This is a genomic window from Bradyrhizobium campsiandrae (genome assembly GCF_014529705.1).
In the GTDB taxonomy this organism is placed as follows: domain Bacteria; phylum Pseudomonadota; class Alphaproteobacteria; order Rhizobiales; family Xanthobacteraceae; genus Bradyrhizobium; species Bradyrhizobium campsiandrae.
Genome location: NZ_JAANIH010000241.1, coordinates 1 through 410, shown reverse-complemented (window position 1 = coordinate 410; position 410 = coordinate 1). Strand labels below are relative to the sequence as shown.

The following is a 410-nucleotide window of genomic DNA, read 5'->3' as shown; positions in this document are numbered from 1 at the left end:
CAGCCGCGGCTGCGCGACGCGCCAAGTCGCATGACTCGCGGCACGGACGGTCTCGTCGATGTCGGCGGCCGTCATCGCCGCCGACGATGGGATGCGAAAGCGTTCATCAGGCGTGGGCGGCTACGCCTGACTTCGCGTTGACCTCGCAGGCGCTGTCGACGCCGGGCGTTGCGAAGGCCCGCACTTCGCAGGTGCCGTCCCAGCCCGGCATGTGATCGAGGTGGAGCTGCATGAATTCCTTGGCCATGGCCAGCGCTTCCGCCTTGTCACGCAGCTCGAAAATGGCGTAGCCGCCGACGACTTCCTTGGCCTCGATGAAGGGGCCATCGACGACGCTCAGCTCCCCGTCGACGATCCGCACCCGCGCACCTGAAGCAAGCGGCATCAGGCCGCCATTGTCGATCATCCGG

The 410-nt window shown here is 67.1% G+C and carries 1 protein-coding gene; it reads right to left on the bottom strand.

All coding sequences use genetic code 11. The annotated features are described in order from the left end of the window. Positions 1 to 106: 106 nt before the first annotated feature. Positions 107 to 410, bottom strand: a 304-nt coding sequence (locus tag G8O24_RS42890; RefSeq protein ID WP_188108446.1) for a YciI family protein, incomplete at its 5' end; no start/stop codon positions are given.